The organism is Dorea sp. MB18-49 (genome assembly GCF_023669465.1).
In the GTDB taxonomy this organism is placed as follows: Bacteria; Bacillota; Clostridia; order Lachnospirales; family Lachnospiraceae; genus Dorea_A; species Dorea_A longicatena.
Window position 1 is genome coordinate 221,516 of record NZ_JAMOYX010000001.1, and the last position, 21,293, is coordinate 242,808.

Sequence of the window (21,293 nt, forward strand, 5' to 3'; positions counted from 1 at the left end):
TGAAGAGTTGGTAAATATAATTGTACAGTTATCAAAATATCTGATGATTCTGATGATCACAGTGTATACATATCTGTGCTTCAGCATTTTCGGGTATTATGATCCGGATAAAAAGAAACGGTGTCTCAGAAAGCAGAATGTGTTGATGTTCGTGATGCATCTGACAGCATTTCTCATGATGTATCTGGAAAAAAAGGACACAAAGATTCTGGCGCTATATCTGATGCAGGTAACGCTTCTTGGAGGAACCATCCTGTTATATAGTTTTATTTATCCAAAAGTATCGCGTCTGGTTGTAAATAATATGTGCATGCTTTTGAGTATTGGATTTATCATGATCACCAGATTAAATTATGATAAAGCGGCGAAGCAGTATCTGATCGCAGCAGCGGGAATTGTGCTTTGTCTTGTAATTCCGATCATCATCCGGAAGGTCCGCTTCTTATCAGAATGGAGAATCCTTTATGGAATTGTCGGAATTGTATCGCTGGCGGTGGTTGTGGTTGTCGGAAGAGTATCCTATGGTGCGATGCTTGGTTTTACGGTTGCGGGAATCAATATTCAGCCGTCGGAGCTGGTGAAGATCGTATTTGTGTTCTTTGTAGCATCCAGTTTTAAGCGTTCGACGGAATTTAAAGATCTCGTAGTGACGACGGTCGTAGCTGCTTTTCATGTGCTGATCCTGGTGGTATCGAAAGACCTTGGTGCGGCACTGATCATATTTGTGGTATATCTGGTTATGTTGTATGTGGCAACCCATCAACCACTGTATATTCTTGCCGGACTTGGCGCAGGAAGCTTGGGAGCAGTTGCGGCATATCATTTGTTTACGCACGTTAAGACGCGTGTCAATGTGTGGAGAGATCCATTCGGAACTTATGATAATGGCGGCTATCAGGTGGCACAGTCATTATTTGCCATTGGAACCGGTGGATGGTTTGGTGCGGGACTCTATCAGGGACAGCCGGATACGATTCCGGTATCTGCAGAAGACTTTATTTTTTCTGCAATTTCGGAAGAGATGGGACTGATCTATGCAATGTGCCTGATTCTGATCTGTGTAAGCTGCTATGTAATGTTTTTAAATATTGCAATGCAGCTGCATAATCTGTTTTATAAGATGGTAGCACTAGGACTTGGTACCTGTTACATATTCCAGGTGTTCTTGACAATCGGAGGGGCAACGAAGTTCATTCCGTCAACAGGTGTAACACTTCCGCTTGTAAGTTATGGTGGAAGTTCGTTGATCAGTACACTGATCATGTTTGCAATTATCCAGGGACTGTATATTTTAAGAGAAGACGAGGAAGAGGATATTGAGAGAAGGAAGAAAGAACGGTTACGAGCAAAGAGAAGCCGACAGGAGAATGCGGCAAGATATCGAGAGACAGAATATGACCCGCAAAGAGCGAAAAGAAGCCAAAAAGCGCGAAAAGAAGCGGCTCAAGGCAAAGCGCGCAAGAAACAAAGAATTCGCTAGAGTTACTTATGTGTTTGTGGGACTGTTTCTGGTGCTACTTGGATATATCGGATATTTTCAGGTGAAAGAGAGTCAGGATATCATACGCAGTCCATATAATGCGAGACAGAATTCCAATGCAAAGCGCGTGACCAGAGGAATGATCGTAGACAAGAATGGAAATGTGCTTGCGAAGACAGATACGGCTACAGATGGAAGTGAGACAAGAGAGTATCCATACGGAAACGCATTTGCACATGTAGTTGGTTACAATGTGCAGGGAAAATCAGGAATCGAATCGTTGGGAAATTATGATCTTCTGACATCGGATGAGAATTTTCTGATTAAGCTTAAGAATGAATTCCAGGATAAAAAGAATATGGGAAACACGGTTGTGACTACATTGGATGCGGATCTTCAGGAAGCAGCATATCAGGCACTGGGAGATAAAAAAGGTGCGGTCGTAGCTATGGAACCAAAGACAGGAAAGATTCTTGCCATGGTATCCAAGCCGGATTTCGATCCGAATACAGTGGAAGAGAACTGGAACAGCTTAAGTTCAGATACGAACAGTGTGCTGCTGAATCGTGCGACGCAGGGGCAGTATGCACCGGGATCAACATTTAAAGTTGTAACACTTCTGGAATTTATGCGGGAGAATCCGGATTACAGCTCTTATTCTTATAACTGTACGGGTTCGATCGAGAACAGCGGAATTAAGATTCATTGTTATAATGGACATGTTCACGGACAGGTAAATCTGCAGGACAGTCTGGCATATTCGTGTAATACATCATTTTCTAATATTGGTCTTTCGTTAGACCCGTCGAAGTTTAAAAAGACGGCAGAGGAAGTTCTGTTTGATTCTAAACTGCCTTCGGATCTTCCATACAGTAAGAGCAGCTTCACACTGGATGGTTCAGCCGGGAATGGCACGAAGATGATGACGGCAATGGGACAGGGAGAGACGCAAGTGAGTCCGTATCATATGGCGTTGATTACATCTGCAATCGCAAATGGTGGAAAGCTGATGAAACCGTATCTGGTTGACAAGGTAACGAATGCATCGGGTGCAGTTATGAAAGAGACGGATCAGGAAGAGTATAAGCAGCTTATGACCGAAGAAGAAGCGTCTCAGATCAAAGAGTATATGAAGAGTGTAGTAGATTACGGTACGGCATCTGTATTAAGTGGACAGAGTTATACGGCGGCAGGAAAGACAGGTACCGCAGAATACAGTTCGGATAAAGAAAAAGATCACTCCTGGTTCATTGGAATGTCGAATGTAGAAGATCCGGAACTGGTTGTCAGCGTGATTATTGAATCTTCGGATGGAACTGCTAAAGCGGTAAATGTTGCAAAAGAGATTTTTGATTCGTATTATCGTTAGAGTTAGGATCTGGTATCGGTCAGATATCATGAGAGATATAGTTAAAAAGAAATGTATAGAAGGACGGAAAATATGCGATACTATAAGCATCTGTACCTGACAGAAGGGCTGGAAAAGAAAAAAGAAAAAATCATCCGTAAGCTGGAAGCCGGTAAACTGCAGCCAGGTGTGCATGTGATCACACTGGCAGTCAGCGAGAGAAACCAACTCGAGATCTATCCGACGATTCAGTTTAAGCAGCCTGCATTCCCGGAGCAGGAACTGTTCGTGGTGGGGATCACGAAAGGATATGATGAAGCGGTGGAACTGGTAGAACAGATTGTACAGGAAGTATATGACCAGACAGGTACATGCGATATACGGTCTTATATATTAGAAAAAGAGCAGGGAAGATAAGATGGTGTTACATATTCTTTTGATCATTTTAAAAATAATAGGGATCATAATTGCGGTGCTTCTCGGACTGATACTTTTACTTCTGGTGATTCTTTTGTGTGTTCCGGTCAGATACCGCATGGAGGCGTCGATGCCCGGCGAGATAAAAGAAAGTACCGTACGCGGGCGCGTGACGTGGCTTTTGCGCCTGATACGGATAGATGCATCCTTTGAAGAACAGGAACTAAAATGGCGTGTAAGAATTGCATGGAAATCTTTTGGAAGTGAACCTAAAAAGGAGGTAACTCATGGAGAAGAAAATACAGATCGGGAAGAGACTCGGAAAGAACAGAGAGTGGAAAGCAGTCGCGGACTACCGAAAGTGGAAAAAGAGTCTGCAGAAGAAAAAACAATTGTGGAAAGCGGCCAGGCAGCTTCGAAGGATATGGAAGAAAGGTCCGGAAAAAAGACTGAAAAAAGCCCAGAAAGCATTTTACAAAAAACTCATGAGAGACCTGAAAAAGTTCAACCGGAAAAAAACAGTGAAAAACCGGAGAAGACGGATAAGATAGAAAAAAAGGAAGAAAAAACCGGAAGATTTGAGAAGATCAAATGTACAATTGTAAAGTTCTGTGATAAGATAAAGCATACAGTCGGACATGCGGAAGAAAAGCTGGAGAGTTTGTCGGAAAAGAAAGATAAGATCATAAAAGAACTGGAAGATCCGGTACATCAGAAAGCTTTTTCAAAGGCCAAAAAAGAAACAGGGAAACTGCTGAAACGCTGGAAACCAAAAGTGATAAAAGGTACCGTTCGTTTTGGATTCGAGGATCCATGCCATACAGGGCAGGCACTTGCAGCTTTCAGTATAATCTACCCATTTATCGGAGAATTTTTATCGATAGAACCGAATTTTGAAAGAAGGATTCTGAAAGGGGATATAAAGGTCCGCGGAGGATTCCGCATGGTGCCTCTGGTTTGTTTCCTGTGGAATCTGGTGTGGTGCAGGGAAATCCGAAAGACTTACCATGATATCCGGGAGTTTCAATTATAATCCGATGATAGATCAGACGAATATAAACAGAACAAGTATAGATTAGACAGTGCAAGTCGATAGTACGAGGAGGAAAAAAGATGGCTGAAAATAATTTTAAGGGAACCGTAGAGGCGCTGTTCCATGGGATGGACGCAGTTGTGTCATCCAAGACGGTAGTAGGAGATGCAATCCATATCGGAGATACGATCATCTTACCGCTGGTGGATGTGTCATTTGCGGTAGGTGCGGGCGCGTTCAATGCAGATAAGAAAGAAAAAGGTGCCGGAGGTATCGGTGGAAAGATGACACCAAGTGCAGTGCTGGTGATTCAGAATGGTCACACCAAGCTTGTGAATATCAAGAATCAGGATACGATCACTAAGCTTTTGGATATGGTTCCGGATGTGATGGATCGTTTCACATCCAGAAAAGAAGACAATGTTACAGAAGACGATGTGAATAAGATCCTGGACGAAGCAGAAAAATAACCGGAATTTTTTGAAGCAGCATACATATAATGTATAAAAAGCAGGTGTGTGTCTGTGAAGAGAATCGTAGGATTTGCGTTGTTCTGGGTGGCAGCAGGAATGGTTTTGGCTCTGGTCTTACCGGGCTTATTCTGCCAGATCCTGTGTATTATTCTGTGCATTGCGGTGGGATATTGCCTGTTTTGCTGCTAAAAATAAAATGTAAACAAAAAAATATTAAATAACTCTTGCAATTCTTGCAACAGTCTGCTAGAATAACTATTGTTGCGAGTTCGGACAAAGAACTTATTATGAGCGTTAGGAGGTGCAGTCATGGCAAAATGTGCTATTTGTGAAAAGGGTGCTCACTTTGGAAACAATGTCAGCCACTCTCATAGAAAATCACCAAAGATGTGGAAATCAAATGTAAAATCTGTTCGCGTGAAAACAGAAAACGGAGCTACAAAGAAGATGTATGTTTGTACTTCTTGTTTGAAATCAGGAAAAGTTGAGCGTGCATAAGATGTATTGAAACTCAGATTTCGCTGTGTGGAATCTGAGTTTTTTTGCGCAACAAGAACTATTGTAATTGAAGATAGAACAGGGTATAATAAAATATATTGTGTTTTGATTTTGATAGATAATGAAAGAAGTGGAGGTTTTGGCTATGAAAGGATGTATGAGTACAGATTTAGGAATTATTACGATCGATCCTGAAGTAATTGCAAAATATGCAGGAACAGTAGCTGTAGAATGCTTTGGTATAGTAGGAATGGCAGCTGTGAATATGAAAGATGGACTGGTTCATCTGTTAAAGAAGGAAAGCCTGACAAGAGGAATCCATGTAAATATAAGTGATGATAACCATATCAGTATTGACTTCCACATTATTGTGGCATACGGCGTAAGTATTTCCGCTGTAACAGATAATCTGATCAGTGATGTAAAATACAGAGTGGAAGAATTCTCCGGCATGCAGGTAGATAAGATCAACGTCTATATTGAAGGCGTCAGAGTCATTGATTAGTTTGTGGATTTAAGGAGGAACGTAAGAAGTGGCTACGAAAACGATTAATGTGGACATACTTGCAAAGATGTTTCTTGCAGGTGCTCAGAACATTGAAGCGAAAAAAGATTATATTAACGAATTAAATGTATTCCCGGTGCCGGATGGTGATACGGGAACCAATATGTCTATGACGATTATGTCAGCGGCAAAAGAAGTAACAGCATTAAACAAACCGGCTATGAAAGATCTTGCAAAGGCGATTTCTTCAGGATCTCTGCGTGGTGCAAGAGGTAACTCCGGGGTTATCCTTTCACAGCTTTTAAGAGGATTTACAAAAGCAATCAAAGAAGAAAAAGAGATTGATGTACTTGCACTTGCAGCAGCATGCCAGAGAGCAAGAGATACAGCTTACAAGGCCGTTATGAAGCCGAAAGAGGGAACAATTCTTACTGTTGCCAGTGGAATTGCGACAAAGGCAGCAGAGATGGCAGAAGAAACAGATGATCTGGAAGTGTTTATCCCGGCTGTTATTGAGCATGCACAGGATGTATTGAACCAGACACCGGAGATGCTTCCGGTATTAAAAGAAGCAGGTGTAGTAGATTCCGGTGGACAGGGACTTCTGGAAGTGATCAAAGGAGCATATGATGCATTCCTTGGTAAAGAGATTGATTACAGTGTAATTGAACCAAGCACAGGTGTAACGGTAAATAAAGCAAATGCAGAAGATACCGCAGATATCAAATTCGGTTATTGTACAGAATTTATCATTCTGACAGAGAAAGAATTTACGGAGGACGATGAGCGTGAATTCAAGAAATTCTTAAGTTCTATCGGAGATTCTATCGTATGTGTTGCAGATGATGATGTGGTCAAGATTCATGTACACACGAATGATCCGGGACTTGCGATCCAGAAGGCACTTACTTATGGACAGCTTTCCAAGATGAAGATTGATAATATGCGTGAAGAACATCAGGAGAAGCTGATCCGTGATGCAGAGAAACTTGCCGAACAGCAGGCAAATGAAGAAGCAGCACACGAAGAAAAGAAGCCTGCAGAGCCGAGAAAGGCGATGGGATTTATCGCAGTTTCTATCGGAGCAGGTATGAATGAGATATTCAAAGAACTGGGAGCAGATTATATCATCGAAGGTGGACAGACCATGAACCCTAGTACAGAGGATATGTTAAATGCCATCGATCGGGTAAATGCTGACACTGTATTTATTCTCCCGAATAATAAGAATATTGTACTGGCAGCGAACCAGGCAAAATCACTGGTAGAAGAAAAAGAGATTATTGTAATCCCTACAAAAACAGTTCCACAGGGAATTACGGCAATCATTAATTTCATGCCGGACGCAGATGCCAAGACAAATGAAGAGGCAATGCTGGAAGAGATCAAGAATGTAAAGACCGGACAGGTAACATACGCAGTCAGAGATACACACATTGATGATAAAGAGATCCATGAAGGAGATATCATGGGTATCGGTGACAGCGGAATTCTTGCAGTTGGAAAAGATCTGGAAGAGACTACAAAAGAATTGATCGCTAATCTGGTAGATGAAGATTCAGAACTGATCAGTATCTATTATGGTGAAGAAGTATCAGAAGAAGATGCTGAGAAATTTACAGAAGAGATCACAGAACTGTATCCGGATGTAGATGTGGATATTCAGTTTGGCGGACAGCCGATCTATTATTATGTTCTTGCTGTAGAGTAAACAAGGTGCAGAATTATAAATGAACAAAATCTGTTCAGTTTTACAATTGGAACAGATATGTATAGAACCGAATTTATATACCGGAAGTGACAATGCTTTAGGTGTATGGGTTCGGTTCTCTGCATACATGAACCGGAAATGATTTTGCAATGTGAGATTGTAGTTATAAGATAGGAGAAGTAAGAAGGGTATGATAGAAAAGACAGACATCGGAGATTTAAAAGGAATCGGAGAGAAGACGAAGAAGCTTTTTGAAAAGATTAATGTTCATACAGTAGGCGACCTGATCCGCTATTATCCGCATGGATACGATGTATATGAGGAAGCAGTACCCATCAGTGAGCTGGAGGAGGATAAGATTCAAACAGTTACTGGTGCGATCTATGGACGTGTACAGGTATCCGGAAGCAGCCGGATGCAGGTAACGACACTTCATGTAAAAGATCTTACCGGAACGTTAAAAGTAATCTGGTTCCGTATGCCCTTCCTTAGAAATACGTTATCCGGCGGAGGCGTGATCACACTGCGTGGAAGAGTCGTCCGTAAGAAAACAGGCGATCTGGTCATGGAACATCCGGAGATGTTCTATCCTTCTGCAAAATACGAAGAGAAGCTGCATACATTACAGCCTGTATATGGTCTGACGGCCGGATTATCCAACAACATGGTTATGAAGGCCATGAAGCAGGCACTGGATGGTCTGGATCTTACAAGAGAGATCCTGCCGGATTCACTGCGTTTGAAATATGGTCTGGCAGAATACAATTATGCGGTGAGAGGAATACATTTTCCTGAAGATAAGGAAGTTTTTTATCATGCAAGAGAGCGCCTGGTATTCGAAGAATTTCTGGAATTCATTTTGTCGATCCGAAGACTAAAGGAGAAAAATGAACGTCTGGACAATAATTATCCGATGCAGTCCCGGCCGGAGGTACAGAAATTTTTGGAAAATCTGCCTTTTGAACTGACCGGTGCACAGCAAAAAGTCTGGAAAGAGATTGAGAAAGATCTTGGTTCGGACAAGACAATGTCAAGACTGGTACAGGGGGATGTCGGTTCCGGTAAGACGATTGTTGCGGTACTTGCGCTGATGAATGCGGCATTCAATGGTTATCAGGGGGCAATGATGGCACCGACAGAGGTGCTTGCAAGGCAGCATTATGAGAATATAACGAAGATGTTCGAAGATTATGATATCCCGATCAAGGTTGAACTGCTTACGGGTTCTATGACAGCGAAAGAAAAACGGCGTGCATATGACCGGATTGAATGCGGACTGGCGAAAATTATTATCGGAACGCATGCATTGATCCAGGGGGCTGTAAGCTATGATAACCTCGGGCTTGTCATAACTGATGAACAACACAGATTTGGAGTAAAACAGCGGGAAACATTTGCATTAAAGGGTGGAGAACCTCACGTATTGGTTATGAGTGCGACGCCGATCCCAAGAACGCTTGCGATTATTTTATATGGTGATCTGGATATATCAGTGATTGACGAACTTCCGGCGAACCGTCTTCCGATTAAAAACTGTGTGGTAGATACCGGATATCGCAATAAAGCCTATAATTTCATGAAAAAACAGATCGCAGAAGGACGCCAGTGCTATGTGATCTGTCCGATGGTAGAAGAAAGCGAGACAATGGAAGCCGAAAATGTAACGGATTATACAGTAGCACTTCAAGAAGAGATGGGTGATCAGATCCAGGTGGCCTGTCTGCATGGAAAGATGAAGCAGGCACAGAAAGACGATATTATGGACCGGTTCGGAAGAAATAAGATTCAGATTCTGGTGTCAACCACAGTTATCGAAGTTGGAATCGACGTGCCAAATGCAACCGTCATGATGATCGAAAATGCCGAACGATTCGGTCTGGCGCAGCTTCATCAGTTAAGGGGACGTGTGGGACGTGGAAAATATCAGTCTTACTGTATCTTCATGAGTGCCTCAAAATCAAAGGAAACGAAAGAACGGCTGGATATTCTAAATCACTCAAATGATGGATTCAAGATTGCAAGCGAGGATTTAAGACTACGTGGTCCCGGAGACCTTTTTGGTATCCGCCAGAGCGGACTTATGAATTTCAAGCTTGGAGATATCTATCAGGATGCGAAGATCCTTCAGATGGCAAATGAGGCCGCAGATCAGCTTACGGAAGAAGATGAAGAATGGATCAGAAAACTGCCGAATTATGAGAATGCGGCAGGAGTTGTGATATAACATAACGGAGGAAATCACTGCAGATGGATCCGGCGGATATAACAAAGAAGCCGCAATGTGCAGACTCTGTGAATATAACAAAAAATAATCAACACATGACAACTTTGTAATAATAGAAATCATGTGTTGATTTTTTTAATTTTCCAGTCTGCGTTTCTAGCTTTTGCAGGCGGTGTCAGACTATTTGCCTGCCATCTGTTTTTCCTGCTGTTCAATCATTTTCTTAACCATATAACCGCCGACAGATCCGTTCTGTCTTGATGTCAGGTCTCCGTTGTAGCCGTCTGATAACGGAACTCCAAGTTCGCTTGCCACCTCATACTTGAATTTGTCTAATGCACCCTTTGCCTCAGGTACGGCTGTTTTGTTTGATGAACGATTTGCCATTTTTATACTCCTCCTTCTGGTAACTTTGTAACTTTTTCCTTGTTGTTACATCCATAGTATGTGGAGAAATATAATTAATACACTAGAAGAGTTTTCATAATCTGGAAGAAATTTCAGATTCAAAAATTTTATACACAGGTTATTCGTCCCAGCCTTCGTAGAAACGGATGTTCATGGAGATATTGCGGATGATCTCACCGTCTTTTACTTCGATATCTTCAATATCAGATACGTATGGGATCATCGGTTCATCTTCGGAAAGTTCCAGTGTGATCCAGTCACGTGCCGCTTCATTGGCGCTTTCAATGGCTTCATCCAGAGTCTCACCTTCTCCATAACAACATTCCAGGTCCGGGAAATATCCTTTATAATGTCCTTCCTCGGTTTTGTGAAATACTGCAGGGTATATAAATTTCATAATTTGTCATCCTTTCAAAAAGTGTTCCTGTCTATTATATGATTTTTGGTGAGGGAAAACAATAGAGTTATGGAATAATATACAATTTCTCCGAGTAAGATAATAATAATCGAAAAAATGTCAGCGAGGAATCAAAAAAGATGCGGCATAGACGATGTATCAGCGCAATACTAATGTCTTTTGTACTCTTTTTACAACCTGCATATGCAGTTCCGTCGGAAGAGAATCAACCGGAAAATTCACAAGAAAATAATACAGAGAATGAGAAAAGACAACAAGAGCAGATCAGTGCACCGTCGGCAATCCTGATGGAAGCATCAACAGGACAGATCATATATGAAAAAAATCCGGATGAGAAATTACCGCCTGCAAGTGTAACAAAAGTTATGACATTGTTGTTAATATTCGATGCACTGGACAGTGGGCAGATCAAGCTGGGGGATGAAGTGACAACATCTGAATATGCAGCATCCATGGGTGGCTCACAGGTATTTCTGGAGCCGGGGGAGACACAGACGGTAGATACACTGATTAAATGTATCTCTGTGGCAAGTGCGAATGATGCATGTGTGACGATGGCCGAATACATCTGCGGAAACGAAGAAGAATTTGTTACAAAGATGAACAAACGGGCAAAGGATCTTGGCATGAAGAATACACATTTTGTAAATTGCAACGGTCTGGATGCAGACGGTCATCTGACAACGGCAAGAGATATTGCATTGATGTCAAAAGAACTGATCACTACATATCCTCAAATCTTTGATTACTGTAACATCTGGATGGAGAATATCATACATAAAACCCAAAAGGGCGAATCAGAATTCGGACTTACGAATACAAACAAACTGATCCGTCAGTATGAGTATGCAACCGGGTTAAAGACTGGCTCTACCAGTAAAGCCAAATTCTGTATATCCGCAACCGGAAGAAAAGATGATATTGATCTGATCGCCGTGATCATGGCAGCAGATGACAGTAAAGCCAGAGTCAGAGACGCGATTACTTTATTGAATTATGGTTTCGGCAAATGTCAGAAATACACAGAAAAGAAACAAAAGAAGATATCACCGGTTGAAGTCAGGGGTGGCAGAGAAAAACAGGTAAAGGTACGCCAGCAAGGTGCATTCACCTATGTAGACACCACAGGTGCAGATTTGACCAAGATAGAAAATAAAACCAGAAAAGATAAGAATGTAAAAGCACCATTAAAAAAAGGTGAAAAAGTGGGTGAAACAATGTATTACCTGAACGGTAAAAGAATCGGATCCATAGACATCATCACGACAGAAGAAATCGAGAAACAAAATTATAGAAGCGCATTAGAGAATGTGCTGGAAGAGTATGTACTTTAAAAGCAGTATATGCTCGAAATAGGTTGTTGTTGGAAAATCTTAAGGGACAAAATTCTGCGTTAGAGGTTCGAAATTTGACTGTTTGAGGCGTATGCCGAGTTTCAGATTTCGGAACTTTGTTTTTAGCAGAATTTTGTCCCTTTAGATTTTCCTGCCGACGGAATCTGAACAGGAATAGCTTGTTAAGTTTTGTGGAGGTCCGGGAGTCCGGTTCCCAAGATTAAATAGCCCGAGTATACTCCTTCAACCACTCACGTTCCTCATCATTAAGATGCGGAGCAACAATCTCATAAACTTTCTTATGATACTCGTTTAACTGCTCGCGTTCCTGATCTGTCAGCATCTCTGGAATGATTGCATCCAGATCGATCGGAACATATGTGATAGGCTCGAAGTATAAGAACTGTCCGTATTCATTCTTAGGACCTTTTCTTACCAGAAGTTCATTTTCAGTACGGACTCCGTGGCTGCCTTCGATATAGATACCAGGTTCGTCTGTGATGACAAGTCCGTCCATCAGAGGAGCCTGCTCTTTTTCACGGATTGCGCAGCGGAATCCGCAGGAAGCTTCGTGGATGTTCATCAGATATCCGACATCATGTCCGGTACCGTGGTTAAAGTTGATGCCACGTCTCCATGCCGGCATTCTGGCCAGAACATCCAGGTTGTATCCGGTAGTTCCTTCAAGGAACACGGCATGTGCAAGATTGAAGTTACACTGTAATACAGTTGTGAAATCTTCTTTCATCTGCTGTGTGAGTTCACCAAATGCAAAAGTACGGCTGATATCGGTAGAACCTTCTAAGTATCCTCCGCCTGTATCGGTCAGGAATAATCCGTTCTGTGTCAGAGGAACATCTGTCTCCGGAGTCGGTTCATAGTGAACGATCGCAGCATGCTCAGCAGAAGCGCAGATTGGTTCAAAGCTCTGCCATAAGTAACCTTCCTGTTCTTTACGCAATGTTTCCAGTTTGGCAGCAGCACTGAGCTCTGTGATCTCGATCTTGCCGATATTTGTCTTCAGCCAGTACATCCATTTTGTCATGGCTACGGCATCTTTTTTATGAGCGTTGATGATGTTTCTGATCTCGACATCATTTTTCTTTGCCTTCATTGCAATTGTCGGGTTCACCTGCTGAACAACCTTTGTGCCGCCAGGAATGTTGTTGAACAGTGCATAGTTCAGACGGTTCGGGTCTACCAGAACTGTAGATGCGGTGTCTAAGTTCTTGATGTCCTCATAGATTGCATTATACGGATGGATGGTGATGTTGTTCTTTGCAAGATCAGCTTTCATATCGTCATTTAATTTGCGTTCATCGATGTAAAGCTTCATTTCGTCCATTGTGATGACTGCATAAGAAAGTAATAATGGGAAGAAATCTACATCATCTCCACGTAAATTCGTGATCCAGCATACATCGTCAAGTGCAGCGATAACATGTACATCGGCACCTGCCTTTTTCATAGCCTCACGGACACGTGCAAGTTTGCTCTCTGTACTTTCACCTGTGTATTCTTCGCCGAGTGCGAAAGCCGGCTTTTCAGAAAGCGCAGGACGGTCTGCCCATACTTCTCCGACAAGATCTTCGGAATAGTTGATCTTGGCATCTTTAGAAGCAACGGCTTCTTCCAGTGCAGCTCCCTCTTCGATGGCAACGACACGTCCGTCGAATCCGAGTGTACCACCTTCAGGTAATGCAGAAGCAATAAATTCTTCTACTGTAGGAACGCCAGGCTCGCCCATCTTATAGAGCTTTACGCCTGTTCCGGCTAACTGCTGGTCAGCCTGAAGAAAATATCTTCCGTCAGTCCAGAGGCCTGCTTCATCCTTTGTGAAGACAGCAGTTCCGGCAGAACCTGTAAATCCTGTGATATATTCTCTTACTTTAAAATGATCGCCGACATATTCACTCTGATGAAAATCATCGGTAGGAACCATGTAGACGTCATATCCTCGTTCTTCCATTAATGCGCGAAGAGCGGAGATTCGTTCTGGTATATTCATAACAAAAACCTCCTTATAATGAATTGAATAACCTACAAGAATGAATTTTAGCACAATTAATTGAAAATGAACAGAAAGAATTATATAATAAACCCGGATGTAAAGGAGAAGTAGAAATTGATAAAAATAATTCTGATAATTGTGGCAGTTTTTATAGTGTACTGCCTGATAGAAATGATAAGAGAACTGCGGGATTTCCGCGTGACGAAGTATCGGATCTGCTCACAGAAATTAAATGGAATCAAAAGGGAAAAAAAGATTATATTCTTAAGCGATCTACACAACCGGATGTATGGAGAAGAGAATGAACGCCTGCTGGAAAGTATTCGGAATCAGCATCCGGATCTGATTCTGATCGGCGGTGATATGCTGGTCAGAAAGGATGGAAATTCTTATGATAAGACGGTTCATTTTCTTGCAAAACTGCCGGGAATCTGCCCGGTTTATTGTGCAAATGGTAATCATGAACAGAAATTAAAAGAACTGCCGGATAAGTATGAACAATCTTATGAAGAGTACAAAAAAGCACTGACGGCATCTGGAATCCACATGTTAGAGAATGCATCAGAGACAGTAAAATTGGACGAAGTGCCTGTGAAACTTTCTGGCCTGGAGATCCCGCTTGGAGCGTATGCAAGATTTGGAAAGAAAGAACTTTCGTTAAAAGAAATCACAGACCGTATCGGAGAACACGGGGATGATTATCAGATTCTGCTTGCACATCATCCGGGATATATGAAAGAATATCTGGCATATGGGGCAGATCTGATCCTGGGCGGGCATTATCACGGCTGTGTGGTACAACTCCCGGGGATCGGTGGAGTCATTTCGACGAATTTTACACTGTTTCCAAAGTATTCCGGGGGAATTTACCCGGAAGGAGAACAGACAGCAGTTGTAAGCCGCGGACTTGGGACGCATTCGGTGCCGTTAAGACTGTGGAACTGGCCGGAGCTGATTGTTCTGGAATTATCCGGAAATGAAAGATAAAGACTTGAGTAATTTCCAAATGTCCTGTATAATAATTAAGTTATGATAATGGAGGATATGTATGGGGATTCCGGTAAAATTACAGGTATTTGAAGGTCCGTTAGACCTGCTGTTACATTTGATCGAAAAAAATAAAATAGACATTTACGACATTCCGATCGTCGAGATCACGAATCAATATATGGAATATATTAAAGCCATGCAGAAAGAAGATCTGAATATTATGAGTGAATTTCTTGTGATGGCAGCGACACTTCTGGATATCAAATGCAGAATGCTCCTTCCAAAAGAAGTGAATGAAGAAGGAGAAGAAGAGGATCCGAGACAGGAACTGGTAGAACAATTGCTGGAATACAAGATGTATAAATTCATGTCATATGAACTAAAAGACCGTGAACTGGACGGTGACCGGGTTATGTATAAGTCGGCGACGATTCCGGATGAGGTAAAAGGATATGTACCGCCGGTGAACTTGGATGAACTTCTGGGAGATCTGACACTGGTGCAGCTTAACCGTATTTTCAAAGAAGTAATGAAAAGACAGGAAAGTAAGGTTGATCCGGTACGAAGTAAATTTGGAAAAATTGAGAAAGAAGAAGTAACACTTCCGGACAAGCTTGATTATGTGACGGAATATGCCAGGTCGCACAGGAAATTTGGATTCCGGGCGCTATTAAAAAAGCAAAGCTCCAAGGTACAGGTGGTTGTTACGTTTCTTGCAATCTTACAGTTGATGAAGGAAGGCGTGATCTTTATAGAGCAGGATCAGCCATTTGATGAGATTATGATTACATCAAAAGTTGAAGAAGTATAAGGAAGATAACATGGCAAAGTTAAAAATAAAACAGATGGAAGGGATCATCGAGGCGATTCTTTTTACAATGGGGGATTCTGTAGAGATCGGAAAGATCGCAAGAGCGCTGGAACAGGATGAAGAAACTACGCGTAAAGTAATACATAAAATGATGGATAAATATGTGGCGGAAGACAGAGGCGTCCGCATCATAGAATTGGACGGTGCGTATCAGATGTGTACGAAGACGGAGATGTATGAATATTTGATCCGTGTGGCATCGCAGCCGAAGAAGCATGTCCTTACGGATGTTTTACTTGAGACACTATCGATCATTGCCTATAAGCAGCCAGTTACAAAGCTTGAGATTGAAAAGATACGTGGTGTGAAGTCAGATCATGCGGTAAATAAACTGGTAGAATATAATCTTGTATCAGAAAGAGGACGAATGGATGCTCCGGGAAAACCAATTCTTTTTGGAACAACGGAAGAATTTCTGCGAAGGTTCAGTATTCATTCATTGGATGACCTTCCAAGTCCGAATCCGGAACAGGTAGAGACGTTTAAAGAAGAAGCAGAAGAAGAAGTACAGTTAAAATTGGATATATAAATAATAGAAAGAAAAATCATTTCATGTGTCAGAAACAGGTGGAGTGATTTTTTCGCGTTACCGGGCATATATTTTCACAACGGAGTATGCGCCGGGGTGGAAGGATATGAAAAGACGACCACATAAAGTGATATCAGTCCTTTTGTTAGCAGCATTAATTGCCGGCATGGGTATGGCATGCCGCGAGAGAAGCCTGGAAATAAGAAATAAAAGATGGGAAGAGAATGCAGAAACTGTAACACAAAATTCCGGCCGGATATTCGGAGATGAACCGGAAAATCTTTATGCAAGATCGGCAGTGCTGATAGATGCGGACAGCGGTCGTGTATTGTTTGAAAAAGAAGCAGATGTAATTCGGCCAATGGCAAGCACAACAAAGATTATGACGTGTATCATCGCGCTGGAGTATCTGAAAGAACATCCGGACCAGACGGTAGAGGTATCGGATCAGGCTGTGTCACAGCCGAAGGTGCATCTGGGAATGCAGAGAGGAGAAGCATTCTATCTAAAAGATCTGCTGTATTCTCTGATGTTGGAATCGCACAATGACAGTGCGGTAGCAGTGGCCGAAGGAGTTGCTGGAAGTGTCGAAAAATTTGCAGAGAAAATGAATGCAAAAGCGGCAGAGATCGGTTGCAAGGACACGCATTTTATTACACCGAACGGGCTGGATGCTAAAGATGCAGAGGGTGTACATTCTACGACGGCCAAAGATCTGGCGAAGATCATGCGTTATTGCATCATGATATCCACGGAAAAAGAGACATTTCTCGAAGTTACCCGGGCAAAGGAATATCAGTTCCAGAATACGGAAAAGAAACGGTCATTTTCCTGTCATAATCATAATGCATTTCTGGATATGATGGACGGGGCATTAAGTGGCAAGACAGGATTTACGGCAGATGCAGGATACTGTTATGTAGGAAGCCTGAGGCGGGATAAACGTACATTTATTGTAGCGCTTCTTGCATGTGGATGGCCGAATAATAAAGGATATAAATGGAAGGATACCAGGAAGTTGATGGAGTATGGGCTGGAGCATTATCAATATCGGGAAATAGATAAAAAAATGCAGATACCGGAAATAAAAGTTGCCGGTGGCGTGGATGATAAAAAGCCGTATCAGTATTGCCTGAACGTTCCTGTGAAAATTGAGAGATCGGCGGAAGAAAACTCCAAAATCCTTATAAGAGACGGGGAAGAATTACAGGCAAAGCTGGAACTTGCAAAATACTGGAATGCACCGCTGAAAAAAGGTGAAAAGGTTGGAATGCTGACATATTATCTGGAAAGTCAAAAAATAGCAGAATACCCGTTAAGTATAAAGAAGACAGTAAAGAAAAGAACGGTTTGGTGGTGCATATGCTGGGTTGTAAAAAACGCAAGACTTTAAAAATGAAAAGACGGAAGAAAACGGGGGATTATCTTGACGCCGGAAAGTTTTATGTGATATGTTAAATATATCTGGATCACAGATGGTTGTATTCTTTTACATTTCTGTAAAATACTCCGAGATATACAAAAGAAAAGTAATGAGGGAAAATTAAATATTGACATTCGGGATGAAGTATAATACTATATTAACCAGAGAACGAACACTCGTTCGATGAACGGAAAAGGAGAATTATAATGGCAAATGAAGATAAGAAGCGTGCATTAGATGCGGCAATTGCAAAATTAGAGAAGGATTTTGGTAAAGGAACAGTTATGCGTCTGGGAGATCCGGCAGCACAGGTGGCAGTTGAGACGATTCCGACAGGATCATTAAGCCTGGACCTTGCACTGGGGCTCGGCGGAGTTCCAAAGGGGCGTATCGTAGAGATCTACGGACCAGAGTCAAGTGGTAAGACAACAGTCGCATTACATATGATCGCAGAAGTACAGAAGAGAGGCGGTATTGCAGGATTTATCGATGCAGAGCATGCGCTGGATCCTGTTTATGCGAAGAATATCGGAGTAGATATTGATGAGCTGTATATTTCACAGCCGGACAGTGGAGATCAGGCTCTGGAGATTACAGAGACAATGGTAAGATCCGGAGCGATGGATATCATCGTAGTGGATTCGGTTGCTGCGCTGGTACCAAAGCAGGAGATTGAAGGAGATATGGGAGACAGCCATGTCGGACTTCAGGCAAGACTGATGTCCCAGGCACTCCGTAAGCTGACACCGGTAATCAGCAAGTCCAACTGTGTGGTCATCTTTATCAACCAGCTGCGTGAGAAAGTAGGTGTGATGTTCGGTAATCCGGAGACAACAACCGGTGGACGCGCGCTGAAGTTCTACTCATCTGTACGTATGGATGTCAGAAGAATTGAGACTCTGAAACAGAGCGGTGAGATGGTTGGTAACAGAACACGTGTAAAGATTGTGAAGAATAAGATTGCACCTCCGTTTAAAGAGGCGGAATTCGATATTATGTTCGGTAAAGGAATTTCCAAAGAAGGAGATATCCTTGATCTTGCAGTGAAGTGTGATCTGGTCAGCAAGAGTGGTGCCTGGTTCGCATACAATGGAGACAAGATTGGACAGGGAAGAGAGAATGCGAAGACATATCTTTCTGAACATCCGGAGATCATGGAAGAACTGGAGCAGAAGATCCGTGCACACTATCACATTGGAGCGGAAGGTGACGTGGAAGAGAACGAAGAAGCTGCAACTGCAGAAGGAATTACAAAAGAGGAAGAATAATCTATGATGACGGTTACGAAGATCGAACCGCTGTCAAAGACGAGATATAAAGTATATTTAGACGGACAGTTTGCTTTTACATTGTATAAGGGCGAACTGTCCCGTTATCATATAGCGGAAGAATCTGTGATCGAAGACGATATCTATGACAGTCTTCAGCAGATTATTACCAAAAGGGCGAAGCTCCGGGCAATGCATCTGCTTTCTGATATGGGAAGAACGGAATCGCAGCTTCGGACTAAATTGAAACAGGGCGGTTATGCGGAAGATGCAGTTGAGGCGGCAATCCGGTATGTGAAGTCATTTGGTTATATTAATGATGTGGAATATGCGAGAAGTTTTATTGACAGCAGGAAGGAACGGAAAAGCAAAAAAGAACTCTATGCGGCACTTGTGCAAAAAGGCGTTTCATCAGAAATTGTAGAACAGGTATTTGAAGAAGCGGACTACGGGGAAGAAGATTCCAGACAGGCGATCGAAGCGCTGATGCGGAAACGAAATTATAACCCGGAAACAGCGGATGCGAAGGAAAAGCAGAAAATGATGGGCTATCTGATGCGTAAAGGATTCAGTTATCAGGATGTTCGCAATGTGTTACAAGTTTGCGAGTGAAAGCTTGACATATTTGTGTAAAAAGTATAAAATTGAACTGTTGTAATAATCGTACAATGAAAATTAAATAAGGAGGTGCTCCTGTGCCGATAGGAATAGTGATTGCTGTAGCAGTCGTACTTATCGTTGTGGCCGCTGTGATCAGTCATTTTTTGACAGTCTCAAACCTGAAGAACAATGCAGAATCCAAGATTGGTAATGCAGAGGCAAGGGCAAGAGAAATCATTGATGATGCAGTAAAGACAGCGGAGGCCAAGAAGAAGGAGTCTCTTTTAGAAATCAAGGAAGAGTCTATCAAGAATAAGAACGAACTTGAAAAAGAGACAAAGGAACGCAGATCGGAATTGCAGCGTTACGAGAAGCGTGTACTTTCCAAAGAGGAAACTCTTGATAAAAAATCAGAGGCCATTGAAAGACGAGAAGCAGGATTTACAGCGAAGGAAGAAGAGCTGAGACAGCGTGAAGCGAAAGTAGAAGAGCTGAGTCAGCAGCGTGTACAGGAACTAGAAAGAATCTCAGGACTTACCTCCGAACAGGCAAAAGAATATTTGTTAAAAACTGTTGAAGAAGATGTAAAACATGACACTGCAAAGATGATCAAGGAATTAGAAGCGCAGGCAAAGGAAGAGGCAGATAAGAAGGCGAAAGAGTACGTCGTAACTGCAATCCAGAGATGTGCGGCAGATCATGTTGCGGAAACTACAATTTCGGTTGTACAGCTTCCAAGTGATGAAATGAAAGGAAGAATTATCGGACGTGAAGGACGTAATATCCGTACTTTAGAGACACTGACGGGTGTGGAACTCATTATTGATGATACACCGGAAGCAGTTGTCCTTTCCGGATTTGATCCGATAAGACGAGAAGTGGCAAGAATCGCGCTGGAGAAGCTGATTGTTGACGGACGTATCCATCCGGCAAGAATTGAGGAGATGGTAGAAAAGGCGCAGAAAGAAGTTGACACGATGATTCGTGAAGAGGGTGAAGCAGCGGCACTGGAAGTCGGTGTGCATGGAATTCATCCGGAACTGATTAAACTTCTCGGACGTATGAAGTTCAGAACAAGCTATGGACAGAATGCACTGAAGCATTCGATTGAAGTGGCACAGTTATCCGGACTTCTTGCGGGAGAGATCGGATTAGATGTCAGACTTGCAAAACGTGCAGGACTTCTTCATGATATCGGTAAATCGATCGATCATGATGTAGAAGGATCACATATTCAGATTGGTGTGGATCTTTGTAGAAAATACAAAGAATCTCCTACAGTTATCAATGCTGTAGAGGCACATCATGGAGATGTAGAACCGGAAACTCTGATTGCGTGTGTGGTACAGGCTGCAGACACGATTTCGGCAGCAAGGCCGGGCGCAAGACGAGAAACATTAGAGACATACACAAACAGGTTAAAACAATTAGAAGATATCACCAACCAGTTCAAGGGTGTTGATAAATCTTTTGCAATTCAAGCAGGTAGAGAGATTCGTGTTATGGTAGTTCCAGAACAAGTATCTGATGCAGATATGGTATTACTGGCCAGAGATATTGCGAAACAGATTGAATTTGAATTAGAATATCCAGGACAGATTAAAGTTAATGTAATTCGTGAATCACGAGTTACAGACTATGCCAAGTAGAAGATAAATGAAATGACAGGAACCGGTTGATTTTTGGTCAACCGGTTCTTATTTTGTGTACAAAAGTATGTATGAGAAACAGCCGGTTACCAAACATCCGAAA

21 protein-coding genes are annotated in these 21,293 nt (G+C 42.3%); 18 read left to right on the plus strand and 3 right to left on the minus strand.

The genetic code is table 11. The features are described from left to right. Window positions 1-7: 7 nt before the first annotated feature. The 10 genes from NCY30_RS01165 (at window position 8) to recG (ending at window position 9,689) form a co-directional block, all read left to right on the plus strand. The gene (locus tag NCY30_RS01165) at window positions 8-1,480 is read left to right on the plus strand and encodes an FtsW/RodA/SpoVE family cell cycle protein (protein ID WP_246945110.1); all 1,473 of its coding nucleotides are present in this window, start codon (window positions 8-10) and stop codon (window positions 1,478-1,480) included. Further along, window positions 1,395-2,849, plus strand: coding sequence for a peptidoglycan D,D-transpeptidase FtsI family protein (locus NCY30_RS01170; RefSeq protein WP_243864613.1), 1,455 nt, complete (start codon window positions 1,395-1,397; stop codon window positions 2,847-2,849). Before NCY30_RS01165 ends, NCY30_RS01170 begins: the two co-directional genes overlap by 86 nt. A gap of 72 nt (window positions 2,850-2,921) precedes the next feature. Beyond that, window positions 2,922-3,245 carry a hypothetical protein gene (locus tag NCY30_RS01175; protein ID WP_055182491.1) on the plus strand — a complete coding sequence of 108 codons (324 nt, stop codon included), beginning with the start codon at window positions 2,922-2,924 and terminating at the stop codon, window positions 3,243-3,245. Window position 3,246: 1 nt separating this feature from the next. Next, window positions 3,247-4,278, plus strand: coding sequence for a DUF2953 domain-containing protein (locus NCY30_RS01180; RefSeq protein ID WP_173784645.1), 1,032 nt, complete (start codon window positions 3,247-3,249; stop codon window positions 4,276-4,278). An 80-nt stretch (window positions 4,279-4,358) separates the two neighbouring features. Next, a complete protein-coding gene (locus NCY30_RS01185; protein ID WP_006427633.1) occupies window positions 4,359-4,748 on the plus strand; it encodes a GerW family sporulation protein in 390 nt (129 codons plus the stop codon). Between the two features lie 54 nt (window positions 4,749-4,802). Beyond that, window positions 4,803-4,940, plus strand: coding sequence for a hypothetical protein (locus tag NCY30_RS01190; RefSeq protein WP_167528850.1), 138 nt, complete (start codon window positions 4,803-4,805; stop codon window positions 4,938-4,940). A gap of 120 nt (window positions 4,941-5,060) precedes the next feature. Beyond that, on the plus strand, window positions 5,061-5,249 hold the full coding sequence (gene rpmB, locus NCY30_RS01195; protein ID WP_022415556.1) for a 50S ribosomal protein L28: 189 nt from the start codon (window positions 5,061-5,063) through the stop codon (window positions 5,247-5,249). Window positions 5,250-5,394: 145 nt separating this feature from the next. After that, a complete protein-coding gene (locus NCY30_RS01200; protein ID WP_022415555.1) occupies window positions 5,395-5,754 on the plus strand; it encodes an Asp23/Gls24 family envelope stress response protein in 360 nt (119 codons plus the stop codon). Window positions 5,755-5,782: 28 nt separating this feature from the next. Continuing rightward, complete coding sequence (locus NCY30_RS01205; RefSeq protein WP_055302812.1) at window positions 5,783-7,465, plus strand: DAK2 domain-containing protein; 1,683 nt, start codon at window positions 5,783-5,785, stop codon at window positions 7,463-7,465. A 190-nt stretch (window positions 7,466-7,655) separates the two neighbouring features. Beyond that, window positions 7,656-9,689 carry an ATP-dependent DNA helicase RecG gene (gene recG, locus NCY30_RS01210; protein ID WP_250818404.1) on the plus strand — a complete coding sequence of 678 codons (2,034 nt, stop codon included), beginning with the start codon at window positions 7,656-7,658 and terminating at the stop codon, window positions 9,687-9,689. 180 nt (window positions 9,690-9,869) lie between these two features. Here the strand turns inward: recG and NCY30_RS01215 are convergent, their stop codons facing one another. Both NCY30_RS01215 and NCY30_RS01220 read right to left on the minus strand, forming a co-directional pair. Next, window positions 9,870-10,076 carry an alpha/beta-type small acid-soluble spore protein gene (locus NCY30_RS01215; RefSeq protein ID WP_028085823.1) on the minus strand — a complete coding sequence of 69 codons (207 nt, stop codon included), beginning with the start codon at window positions 10,074-10,076 and terminating at the stop codon, window positions 9,870-9,872. 139 nt (window positions 10,077-10,215) lie between these two features. After that, window positions 10,216-10,494 (minus strand): type II toxin-antitoxin system HicB family antitoxin, encoded by a 279-nt coding sequence (locus NCY30_RS01220; RefSeq protein ID WP_250818405.1) that lies wholly within the window; start codon window positions 10,492-10,494, stop codon window positions 10,216-10,218. A gap of 173 nt (window positions 10,495-10,667) precedes the next feature. On the opposite strand from NCY30_RS01220, the gene NCY30_RS01225 reads away from it, so the two are divergent. Then, window positions 10,668-11,849 carry a D-alanyl-D-alanine carboxypeptidase family protein gene (locus NCY30_RS01225; protein ID WP_309440527.1) on the plus strand — a complete coding sequence of 394 codons (1,182 nt, stop codon included), beginning with the start codon at window positions 10,668-10,670 and terminating at the stop codon, window positions 11,847-11,849. Between the two features lie 220 nt (window positions 11,850-12,069). Here NCY30_RS01225 and NCY30_RS01230 read toward each other — a convergent pair whose 3' ends face one another. Continuing rightward, window positions 12,070-13,857 carry an aminopeptidase P family N-terminal domain-containing protein gene (locus NCY30_RS01230; RefSeq protein WP_161158830.1) on the minus strand — a complete coding sequence of 596 codons (1,788 nt, stop codon included), beginning with the start codon at window positions 13,855-13,857 and terminating at the stop codon, window positions 12,070-12,072. Window positions 13,858-13,974: 117 nt separating this feature from the next. Here NCY30_RS01230 and NCY30_RS01235 point away from each other — a divergent pair, with 117 nt between their 5' ends. The 7 genes from NCY30_RS01235 to rny all read left to right on the plus strand — a co-directional run bounded on the left by NCY30_RS01235 (window position 13,975) and on the right by rny (window position 21,190). Further along, entirely contained in the window at window positions 13,975-14,847 is an 873-nt protein-coding gene (locus NCY30_RS01235; RefSeq protein WP_243858538.1) for a metallophosphoesterase, read from the plus strand. Window positions 14,848-14,908: 61 nt separating this feature from the next. Further along, window positions 14,909-15,661, plus strand: a complete 753-nt coding sequence (locus tag NCY30_RS01240; protein WP_006427623.1) for a segregation and condensation protein A — start codon at window positions 14,909-14,911, stop codon at window positions 15,659-15,661. Window positions 15,662-15,671: 10 nt separating this feature from the next. Next, window positions 15,672-16,250, plus strand: coding sequence for an SMC-Scp complex subunit ScpB (scpB, locus tag NCY30_RS01245; RefSeq protein ID WP_006427622.1), 579 nt, complete (start codon window positions 15,672-15,674; stop codon window positions 16,248-16,250). 106 nt (window positions 16,251-16,356) lie between these two features. Further along, window positions 16,357-17,643 (plus strand): D-alanyl-D-alanine carboxypeptidase family protein, encoded by a 1,287-nt coding sequence (locus NCY30_RS01250; RefSeq protein WP_250818406.1) that lies wholly within the window; start codon window positions 16,357-16,359, stop codon window positions 17,641-17,643. Between the two features lie 236 nt (window positions 17,644-17,879). Continuing rightward, window positions 17,880-18,941 (plus strand): recombinase RecA, encoded by a 1,062-nt coding sequence (recA, locus tag NCY30_RS01255; RefSeq protein WP_022414953.1) that lies wholly within the window; start codon window positions 17,880-17,882, stop codon window positions 18,939-18,941. A 6-nt stretch (window positions 18,942-18,947) separates the two neighbouring features. Next, complete coding sequence (locus tag NCY30_RS01260) at window positions 18,948-19,553, plus strand: regulatory protein RecX (protein WP_055193931.1); 606 nt, start codon at window positions 18,948-18,950, stop codon at window positions 19,551-19,553. Window positions 19,554-19,636: 83 nt separating this feature from the next. Then, window positions 19,637-21,190, plus strand: coding sequence for a ribonuclease Y (gene rny / locus NCY30_RS01265; RefSeq protein ID WP_055181889.1), 1,554 nt, complete (start codon window positions 19,637-19,639; stop codon window positions 21,188-21,190). The last annotated feature ends 103 nt before the right edge of the window (window positions 21,191-21,293 follow it).